Raw genomic sequence first — 9,345 nt, 5'->3', positions numbered from 1 at the left:
AAAAAGAGAGAAATATCTGAAGTCTGCTAGGGGTAAAAAGATTGATTATAAGTAACTTCTGAAAATGATGCGGGCCCGTCTAACAGGCTCTCGCCAGAGAGCCGGGTAGATTCATGTCCCGCTCCGGGTACTCTTCTTTCTGTTAATAATCTTTATTATTGTGCCATTCCAAAGCAAAGCCCAAATTGGATAATTGTACAGGAAAAATTCGGATCAAAGACAAACTTCAGGTTTTGCAATTTTCAGCAATCAATGATACTGAGATTAAAAATTTGGATCTCACAGTTTCGAAAACCTATGAGATCCAGGCAGTTGTTCTTAAAATAATTCCTATTCTGTTTCCAGTTCAGGAGCGCTTGCCTGTTGGGAAATTTTCCATCCTGTAGCGTACATCCATTTGGTCATTTTAGTTAACTTTTCAAGGTCAATCCTGTCAGCTTCATCTTTTGGGGTATGATAATCTGGATGCAATAAAGTTGTAAAGAATATTGCAGGGATATCTGCACGTGCATAAGGCAGGTGATCACTTCTGTAATACCAGAATTCCGGATGACTCGCGGCATCCCAACTGGTGTCTATACTAAATTTTGTGATTTCCCTGTTAGCTGCCATTGCCATATCCACCAACTCCTGGGAGTTACGATGTGGCGGGATACTTCCCAGCAAAGCTGCTGAACCGGAATCGTTCCTGCCAATCATATCGCCGTTTAGCACGGCTATAATTTTGCTTTTCTCTACAGGGGGATTTTCCACGAAGTACCGCGAGCCAAGAAGCCCCCGTTCTTCTGCACCATGCCATACAAACAAAGCACTCCGCTTACCGGGATCCTTTTTCCATGCCCTTCCGATGGCTAAAAGCGCCACGCTTACACTGGCATTATCATCTGCGCCGTTCCAAATGGAATCCCCTTCCTGGGGTACTCCTATTCCGTCATGGTCGTGATGACCGCTAAAAAGCACATATTCTTCTTTTAAACCGGCATCGGTTCCGGGAACTTTCGCCACAACATTGGCAGAAGGATAAGTAAATTCATCAATTTTAAAAGTTGCATCGATTATGGTTCCTTTCTGCTGAAGTTCTTCAGCCCAATCACTGCTTACCAGGATTACCGGCACAGTATCTGCCTGTCGCTCCCGGGAACTCCGGGGTTTAATCTCATAGGTCCCTTCTTCAAAGCCATGTCCAAAAAATCCAATTTTTGAACTTGCTGTAGAGTCTGCAACAAAAACAATAGCAGCAACATTTTGGCGTTTTAAAACTGCGCTTTGTTCCCGGATTGCCGAAAGCGCATACCTGTAGACCCACAGGCTCATCCCTTCGGCAGGCATTCTGGAGGGTGGCATAAGCTTCATGGCCACAACTTTTCCGCCAAGGCTGGCAGTGGTATCTGCCATATTTTCAATCCAGGTTACTTCTTTCTCCAGTTTAGCCTCTACAGGTGAAGTTTCCCAGGCTTCTTTCCAGAGAGAAAGTTCTTTATCATTTATCTTAACACTGCTTTCTCCGGAAACCACCCGGCGGTACAAAGGAAAGAACTGAAAGTAGGTTCCATCTGCTCCCGCAGGCTCCAAACCAGCTTCTCTTGCTTGTTGAGCAACCCATGCCGCAGCCCTAAGTTCATCTAAAGTTCCTGCCCTCCTGCCCCTCATATTATCACTGGCCAGTGCAAAAAGATCTTTTTTAAGTTCAGATTCTTTTATGGCCGAAAGTGCAGGAGGTAAAGGTTCAATGTTAGTTTGCGCGGTGAGAGTGAGGACAGAAAAACAGAAAAGAAAGCAGTAAATTTTTTTCATATAAGAAAATTTCAAAATGGTTGAGAAAATTGAAGATATGAAATTCACCGCAGATGGGTTTTCTTTTTAAGAAGTAAAATACTTGATTTCCTCTTTCAGCTCAACTAATTAATCCTTTTTTTGCTGATCCTTCTTATCTTTTTCAAACTCTTCGTAACGCTCCTCATCTTCCTTTCGCTGTTCATCACGATTGGCGTTTTTCCATTCCGGATCCTTTTTGCCGTTCTTATCCTCGAATTCCCTTCTGTCTGAATTTTCTTTATTCGTATTCATAGCCTAAAATTTTGATTAAAATTATTTCCTTATAAAGGTAACCAATAGAAAATAGCTGAAATGTTAACAGGATTTCAAAATTTTTAAAAAGAATCAGTACACTCCAATATATTTTCAGCAATTAGCATCTTCAGGTAAGGTAGCTTTTGACAACAATTATTATTTTTGTTTAATCAATTTTCAAATTTATTAAACATTTAACGCTTAAGATTAATCTTCAAAAAGGCTAATTGTTTAGATTTGTTTATCTTGTTATTCAAATTATGGAACTGGTAAAACAAAACTTCAGCATAAAGGATCTTGAGCATTTAAGCGGAATTAAAGCCCATACTATCCGAATCTGGGAAAAAAGATATAAGGTCCTCACGCCAAGCCGAACTTCTACAAATATCCGGACTTATGACAGTTCAAGCCTTCAGAAAATTCTGAACATTGCTTTTTTAAATGAAAACGGCTACAAGATTTCACGTATTTCTAAATTAAATGATGAAGAAATAAGCCGAATGGTTAAGCGAATTTCAGCCAGTTCCAGCCGGGAGAACAGGGCCATAAACGCTTTTAAACTGGCTATGATTAACTTTGATAAGCAGTTATTCCACAATACTTACGCACGGTTGCAGGAAGACAAAAGTTTTCAGGAAATTTTCCAGGAAGTTTTTCTTCCGCTTTTAAATGAAATTGGCACCCTCTGGCAAACAGATACCATTAAACCTATCCACGAACATTACATTGTGGAGCTTATAAAGCAAAAACTGTATCTCAATATAGCGGGAATTAAGAAAAAGGACGATAAAAAGCAAACCGACCATTTGTATGTGCTTTTTCTGCCGGAAAATGAGATACATGATATTGGGATTCTTTATATTAATTACTTGCTGTTGCTTAACAACAGAAGCACCATTTATCTGGGCCCTAACCTGCCTATTGAAAATCTAAACTATCTGCTCGAGAGGAGCGATAAGATCAGCTTTTTAAGCTATTTTACCATAGCTCCGAAGGACATAAAAGGTTTTGTAGAAGAATTTCAGGAGAAAGTATGTTCAAAAGAAAGTTATGAGCTTCTTGTTTTCGGGAACAGGCTAAAAGATATGGAAGAAGGTCGATATCCGGAAAATATAAAATTTCACCAATCCATTAAGGAATTTGTTCAAAACCTGTAATCTCCAATGAAAAAGAAAATTTCCATTATTGGTTCGGGTTTCGCATCGCTGGCTGCTTCCTGTTACCTGGCCAAAGCAGGAAATGAAGTCCATATTTACGAAAAAAACGCTGAAGTTGGCGGGCGGGCGCGGCAACTAAAAAAGGATGGATTTACCTTCGACATTGGCCCTACCTGGTATTGGATGCCCGATGTTTTTGAACGCTTTTTTGCTGATTTTGATAAGAAGCCAGAGGATTTCTACACCTTGCAGAAGCTGAATCCTGCTTATGAAGTTTTTTTTGAAGATGGGAAAAAGATTACTATCGGCGATACTCTGGAGAAAATTTATGCAGTATTTGAAGCTGAAGAACCAGGAAGTTCTGCCAGGTTAAAAAAGTTTATAAAAGAGGCTGAAAATAATTATGAAATTGCCATTAAGGACCTGGTATATCGTCCCGGGGTCTCTCCACTGGAATTGATAACCCCCAAAACTGCGGGAAAACTGGGACAATTTTTCAGCACTATTTCCAGGGAAGTCAGGAAGGAATTTAGCAATCCTAAACTTATACAGATCCTGGAATTTCCGGTGCTTTTCCTTGGCGCCAAACCTGGCAATACTCCTGCTTTCTACAGTTTTATGAATTATGCCGATTTTGGCCTGGGCACCTGGCATCCAAAAGGCGGGATGTATCAGGTAATTTTAGGTATAAAATCCCTGGCAGAATCACTAGAAGTAAAAATTCACACCAACGCCCCCGTTTCTGAAATTAAGGTTTCTGGAGACACTGCTAAAGCTATAATTGTTGATGGAAAAGAAATAGGATCCGATGTCATATTAAGCGGGGCAGACTATCATCATACTGAAACTTTGTTGCCGGAATATAAACGCCAGTATCCGGAAAAGTACTGGTCAAAAAAGACTTTTGCCCCTTCTTCCCTGCTTTTTTATGTTGGTTTTGATAAGAAACTGAAGAACGTTTCACACCACACGCTCTTCTTTGACACCGATTTTGGAATACACGCAGAAGCGATTTATGACCATCCTAAGTGGCCGGAAGAGCCCCTTTTTTACGCCAGCTTTCCATCTGTTACCGATGCCGGAGCTGCTCCAGAAGGTAAAGAAGCAGGGATTTTTTTGATCCCTTTGGCGCCAGACCTCGAAGACACACCGGAATTAAGGGAACGATATTTTGAAAAGATCCTGACCCGGTTTGAAAAGCTAACAAAGCAAAAGGTAAAAAATTCGGTTTTATTTAAAGAGTCGTTTTGCGTTAAAGATTTCAAAGAGCAATATAACTCCTATAAAGGCAATGCGTATGGACTGGCAAACACGCTATTACAAACGGCATTTCTAAGGCCTAAACTAAAAAGCCAAAAAGTACATCAGCTTTACTTTACCGGGCAACTTACGGTTCCCGGGCCGGGAGTTCCGCCGTCACTTATTTCTGGAAAACTTGCAGCAGAACTTATTCAGAATTCAAAATATTAGCGCTATGAAATCCCGAACAGGGCATTTAATAACAAAGCCGTTAACCGGCATAAAAAAAGTAAAAGAAATTGACCTCTTAAAGTTTTTTGTATGAAATCGATATTCGATCTCGTTTCCCACGGCTGTAGCAAAATAGTCACAAATTCCTACAGTACTTCCTTTTCTACAGCCACAAAGATGCTCGCCCCCAGCATCAGGCAGGATATTTATAATATTTATGGTTTTGTAAGGCTTGCTGATGAAATTGTGGACAGCTTTCATGATTACGATAAGGAAACACTTTTTAAGGATTTTGAAGCTGACCTGCATAAGGCAATCTCAGCTAAAATCAGCTTAAACCCTATTCTTAACGCTTTTCAGGAAACCGTACACCAATACGGGATTGAGGAGCACCTGTATAATTCGTTTATGCAAAGTATGAGGCAGGATTTACATAAATCTGATTACCTGAGCATAGAAGAATTCAAGGAATATATTTACGGCAGTGCAGATGTGGTGGGACTTATGTGTTTAAAAGTTTTTGTAAAAGGCGATAATGAGAAATATGAAGCACTTAAAGAATCTGCCATGAGCCTCGGCTCTGCATTTCAAAAGGTAAATTTTCTCCGGGACCTCAAAGCAGATTATGAAGATTTAAGCCGAAGCTATTTCCCGCATGTAAACCTCTCTCAACTGGATGAAGTCAGTAAACATAAGATAATAAGTGAGATTGAGGAGGATTTTCATAAAGGGCTGGCAGGCATTGCAAAACTTCCCGTAGAGGCAAAATTTGGTGTTTACACCGCTTATATTTATTATCGTAAACTGCTGCACAAGTTAAAAGCAGTACCTTCGCTGGAAATTAAGAACCGCCGGATAAGGGTTTCAAATTACCAGAAGGCAGGATTACTGGCAAAATCGTATATTACTTATAGATTGAATCTTATTTAAAATTAGCTGGATATGAAAACGCTGTTATGGATAGCAATTTTTCTGGGCACATTCGTGGCAATGGAAGGAATGGCGTGGCTTACCCATAAATATGTCATGCATGGTTTTCTATGGAAACTTCACAAAGACCATCACAAGAAAGACCATAGCAGCTGGTGGGAGAGAAACGACTTATTCTTTGTTTTTTATGCAATTGTAAGCATTACCTGCTTTCTTTTGTGGCAATACAATGGCTTCTGGGCGGGATTGCCCATTGGATTAGGGATCCTGGCATACGGCATCACCTATTTTACGGTACACGATATTTTTATACATCAGCGTTTTAAAATCTTCAGAAATGCGAATAATCGTTATGCTAAAGGGATAAGGCGCGCGCATAAAATGCACCATAAGCATTTGGGAAAAGACGATGGGGAATGCTTTGGGATGTTATTTGTACCTTTAAGGTATTTCAAGAAATAATAACCAGCGTTATTTAAAAATGGGGCCAGTTTATTACTATGTCATAATAGGTGGCGGTCTGGCCGGGCTGCAGTTAGCGCAAAGATTTAGCAGGGATGTATTTTTTAAAGGCAAGAAGATTGCCATTATAGACCCTTCAGACAAAGATGAAAATGATAAAACCTGGTGCTTCTGGGAAAAAGGAGCTGGACACTGGGACAATATTGTAAGCAAATCCTGGAAAAAGGCCCGCTTTTTTTCTTCTGAAGTAGTACTGGATTTAAAGCTTTCGCCTTATACTTATAAAAGAATACAATCCCTGGATTTTTATTCTGAAGTAAAAAAAGAGTTAGAGAATTCCCCGGATATCATTTTCATTAAGGATAGCATCACTGAAGTTGATACGGTAAAAATGCAGGCTGTTGGGGAAAACGGAATTTATCCTGCCACTCATTTTTTTGACAGCCGGATTCCTTCTGATTACCTGGAAGAAAAAAAGGCTACTAAAATTTTTCAGCATTTTAAAGGTTGGGAAATAGAGACCGAAAATGAGCATTTTAACCCGGAGGTTTTTACTATGATGGATTACCGGCTTAAATTCCGGGATTCCACATCGTTTATGTATGTGTTGCCGGAAACTTCAACAAAGGCCCTGCTGGAATTTACTTTTTTCACGCCTTTTCTTACTGAAGAGAAGATTTATGAGGAAATGCTGGAAAATTACATTTCTGAAATTCTTAAAATTGACAGTTTCAGCATAACTTCCACAGAAAGCGGTGTGATTCCCATGACGGATTTTCCTTTTGAAAAAAAGAACAGCAAAAAAATCACCAAAATCGGCACCGGCGGCGGCTGGGTAAAGCCCAGCACGGGTTATTCATTTAAGAATACCGGGAAGAAAACTGCAAAAATCATCAGTAACATCAAAAGCGGCTATTCGCCTGGCAAAAATCTTGTAAGCAATCGCTTCCGCAGGTATGATGCTATTTTTCTGGATGTGCTGGCGCAGCATAATGAAAAAGGTGAGGCTATTTTCACCAAATTCTATGAATCGAATTCCATAGAAATGATCTTTGGTTACCTGGATGAAGAGACTTCTTTTTCTGAAGATATAAAGATTATGTTCTCTCTTTTTGGCTTTGAATTTATAGAATCCTTCTTCAGGAAATTGTGATCAGGATTTCAGCAATTTATCAAGGGTATTTCTCATGGCCTGGCTGTTCCAGTCTGCCGAACCCACTTTTTTAATAACGATGTTTCCCTGCCTGTCTATTACATAAGTTGTAGGCAGCGTATATCCTTCTAGGGGTTTTGGATCCGGACTCAACATGCGGTAAGTTGGCAGGCTAAATCGCTTTTCCTTTAGGAAATTCCTGACCGTTTCATGCTCTTCCCCTGAAATAAAAAAGAACTTCACCTTATTATTATAATCTTCATATAGATTCTGGAAAGAAGGCATTTCCGCGATGCAGGGAGGGCACCAGGTAGCCCAGTAGTTAACCACGATCACCTCGTCCTGATATTCAGAAAAATCAATACTTTTTCCGCTGTTGTTTTCCAAAGTCCACTGGTAACCAGATAATTGTTCCCTTTTGGCTTCATCTGTAACTTCAGGGCTAAAGGCAAAGACTTTATTTGCAAAAATCTGCAAAGGTTTACGGGTCTGAGGAATAAGCAAAGCCAAAATAATTACTATAAGAATTATATTTGACCACTCATTTTTAAAAATTTTCATACAACACTAACTCGCTTTTGGACTGCAAAGAACAAAGTTAATCAATACTCTAAAGCGAAGCCAGTTTAGGTCCTTTTTTGAAAAAGCTTCCCCTGCTATTCGCGTTAATTAGACATTGCGGCTATTTTCTTATTCAGTTTAAAAACTTCTTTTTTTAGAAGTTCCAAAGCTTCTTCCAGTGCCCGTATTTTCCCCTTGGAAGCTATTTCATGATGCGGAACAAGTAAACCGGTAATTTTACCTCGTACCATCATGACTTCGCGAATCTCATTTTTGCTTATTTTAATATTCTCCACTTCCTCTTCGTTATCACTTTCCAGAAGAAGATAATCGGGATCTGGTTGCAGTTTTAACCTTTTTACTATAATTGCTTCTTCAGTAACAAGTAATATTAGCGAACCATCAAGAATTTTCTCTAATTTCTTTTGTGTCTGGCAAATTAAAATATCTCCCGGGAGTACAGTTGGGGCCATACTGTCTCCCTCTACTTCAAAAAGCTTCTGGTTTTGAGAAGGGTTGAAGCCGGGAATCCGAAACCACTCATAGGGATCCTCCCAATTTTCCATATGGTAATCCTTTAAAAAACCCGCATGGGCACTTGCTTTGATAAAAGGAACAAAACCATTGGAAAGAGACATTCTTATCAAATTTTTATCGCCTTTCAGCAAAAAATCTGTGGTAACATCATATAAGCCGCTTAGCTTAATGATATGATCTGCAACTATCCCATTTTGGGAGTTTTCTATTAAAGAATAGGCAGCTTGTGAAATAAATAGGTTTTCTGCAACGTATCTTTGGGAAAATCCGTGCTTTTTTCTTAATTCTTTTATGCGGTTACTTATCTCTTCTTTCATGATTTCTTAGTTGGTCTGTACGCGAGAAATAATTCTATAGTATCAATGCAGTAAAGGTCGCTCAATATTTAGACACGAAAAATCTTTATAATAATTAATGATAAAAACTGGTATTTGGATCAAAACTTAAGTTAAACATGAGTTAATAATTAATGGAATTTTCTAGGAAATTGGTATTTAAATAATTTTAAAAAAACAAAATAACCCCCAACGAAAAATGAAAAATGGCATCACTAATATTTTGTCACAGGATTTTACGGCTTTCTTACTCCAATCTCAACCTGCTAAAGATGTACTATACAATGGTTGATACCAGACCTGAAGAGCGAATGCTGGAAGATGTAGTTATCAAAAACCGTATTGGAATAAGGGAGTGTATAAAACAGGAATTAAATAAATGGCAGGAGAATTGCCCGGATTTTCAAAAATGGCCTCTTTACCTGCAGGAACCGCTGATAGCCGTAGAATATAACTTAAGCTTTTGGCTGCGGAAAAACAATTACGACAACTGTTATAATTGTGAACTGGCCAACGTTAATTTATATTATGATTGTCTTTACGTGTCTTCTAACTCAAAGGCTACAAATGATTTGCTCCTGGCACAAAAAGACTGTATCGAGAGATATCTTATAGCTGAAATATAGGTTAGTTATTTAAAATGGGGATTGAATAACTAAGTGCAGGAGAA

10 protein-coding genes are annotated in these 9,345 nt (G+C 39.0%); 6 read left to right on the top strand and 4 right to left on the bottom strand.

All coding sequences use genetic code 11. The annotated features are described in order from the left end of the window. Positions 1-330 precede the first annotated feature (330 nt). Together RM553_RS18875 and RM553_RS18870 are read right to left on the bottom strand one after the other, a co-directional pair. Positions 331-1,794: a M28 family peptidase gene (locus RM553_RS18875; RefSeq protein ID WP_311536524.1), complete on the bottom strand. Its 1,464-nt coding sequence runs from the start codon at positions 1,792-1,794 to the stop codon at positions 331-333. Between the two features lie 108 nt (positions 1,795-1,902). Next, a complete protein-coding gene (locus tag RM553_RS18870; RefSeq protein WP_311536523.1) occupies positions 1,903-2,067 on the bottom strand; it encodes a hypothetical protein in 165 nt (54 codons plus the stop codon). Between the two features lie 263 nt (positions 2,068-2,330). Here RM553_RS18870 and RM553_RS18865 point away from each other — a divergent pair, with 263 nt between their 5' ends. From RM553_RS18865 to RM553_RS18845, 5 genes are all read left to right on the top strand, one after another. After that, the gene (locus tag RM553_RS18865) at positions 2,331-3,227 is read left to right on the top strand and encodes a MerR family transcriptional regulator (RefSeq protein WP_311536522.1); all 897 of its coding nucleotides are present in this window, start codon (positions 2,331-2,333) and stop codon (positions 3,225-3,227) included. Positions 3,228-3,233: 6 nt separating this feature from the next. Beyond that, a complete protein-coding gene (locus tag RM553_RS18860) occupies positions 3,234-4,697 on the top strand; it encodes a phytoene desaturase family protein (RefSeq protein ID WP_311536521.1) in 1,464 nt (487 codons plus the stop codon). A 90-nt stretch (positions 4,698-4,787) separates the two neighbouring features. Further along, on the top strand, positions 4,788-5,627 hold the full coding sequence (locus RM553_RS18855) for a phytoene/squalene synthase family protein (protein WP_311536520.1): 840 nt from the start codon (positions 4,788-4,790) through the stop codon (positions 5,625-5,627). Between the two features lie 12 nt (positions 5,628-5,639). Beyond that, positions 5,640-6,089 carry a sterol desaturase family protein gene (locus RM553_RS18850; RefSeq protein WP_311536519.1) on the top strand — a complete coding sequence of 150 codons (450 nt, stop codon included), beginning with the start codon at positions 5,640-5,642 and terminating at the stop codon, positions 6,087-6,089. A 19-nt stretch (positions 6,090-6,108) separates the two neighbouring features. Next, positions 6,109-7,242 carry a lycopene cyclase family protein gene (locus RM553_RS18845; RefSeq protein WP_311536518.1) on the top strand — a complete coding sequence of 378 codons (1,134 nt, stop codon included), beginning with the start codon at positions 6,109-6,111 and terminating at the stop codon, positions 7,240-7,242. On the opposite strand, the gene RM553_RS18840 is transcribed toward RM553_RS18845, so the two are convergent. Then, entirely contained in the window at positions 7,243-7,803 is a 561-nt protein-coding gene (locus tag RM553_RS18840; protein ID WP_311536517.1) for a TlpA family protein disulfide reductase, read from the bottom strand. It lies immediately after the preceding gene. Between the two features lie 104 nt (positions 7,804-7,907). Further along, a complete protein-coding gene (locus tag RM553_RS18835) occupies positions 7,908-8,657 on the bottom strand; it encodes an XRE family transcriptional regulator (RefSeq protein WP_311536516.1) in 750 nt (249 codons plus the stop codon). Between the two features lie 224 nt (positions 8,658-8,881). On the opposite strand from RM553_RS18835, the gene RM553_RS18830 reads away from it, so the two are divergent. After that, the gene (locus tag RM553_RS18830) at positions 8,882-9,301 is read left to right on the top strand and encodes a hypothetical protein (RefSeq protein WP_311536515.1); all 420 of its coding nucleotides are present in this window, start codon (positions 8,882-8,884) and stop codon (positions 9,299-9,301) included. Positions 9,302-9,345: the final 44 nt, after the last annotated feature.

It is taken from the genome of Autumnicola tepida, from assembly GCF_031846485.1.
GTDB lineage: Bacteria > Bacteroidota > Bacteroidia > Flavobacteriales > Flavobacteriaceae > Autumnicola > Autumnicola tepida.
The sequence above is the reverse complement of the archived record's forward strand: the minus strand, read 5'-3'. Positions and strand labels throughout refer to the sequence as shown.

Bases quoted from the DNA above. Each gene is read 5' to 3' on its own strand.
- RM553_RS18835 (WP_311536516.1), bottom strand. From the start codon at position 8,657: ATGAAAGAAGAGATAAGTAACCGCATAAAAGAATTAAGAAAAAAGCAC.
- RM553_RS18865 (WP_311536522.1), top strand. From the start codon at position 2,331: ATGGAACTGGTAAAACAAAACTTCAGCATAAAGGATCTTGAGCATTTA.
- RM553_RS18855 (WP_311536520.1), top strand. From the start codon at position 4,788: ATGAAATCGATATTCGATCTCGTTTCCCACGGCTGTAGCAAAATAGTC.
- RM553_RS18850 (WP_311536519.1), top strand. From the start codon at position 5,640: ATGAAAACGCTGTTATGGATAGCAATTTTTCTGGGCACATTCGTGGCA.
- RM553_RS18870 (WP_311536523.1), bottom strand. From the start codon at position 2,067: ATGAATACGAATAAAGAAAATTCAGACAGAAGGGAATTCGAGGATAAG.
- RM553_RS18830 (WP_311536515.1), top strand. From the start codon at position 8,882: ATGGCATCACTAATATTTTGTCACAGGATTTTACGGCTTTCTTACTCC.
- RM553_RS18845 (WP_311536518.1), top strand. From the start codon at position 6,109: ATGGGGCCAGTTTATTACTATGTCATAATAGGTGGCGGTCTGGCCGGG.
- RM553_RS18875 (WP_311536524.1), bottom strand. From the start codon at position 1,794: ATGAAAAAAATTTACTGCTTTCTTTTCTGTTTTTCTGTCCTCACTCTC.
- RM553_RS18860 (WP_311536521.1), top strand. From the start codon at position 3,234: ATGAAAAAGAAAATTTCCATTATTGGTTCGGGTTTCGCATCGCTGGCT.
- RM553_RS18840 (WP_311536517.1), bottom strand. From the start codon at position 7,803: ATGAAAATTTTTAAAAATGAGTGGTCAAATATAATTCTTATAGTAATT.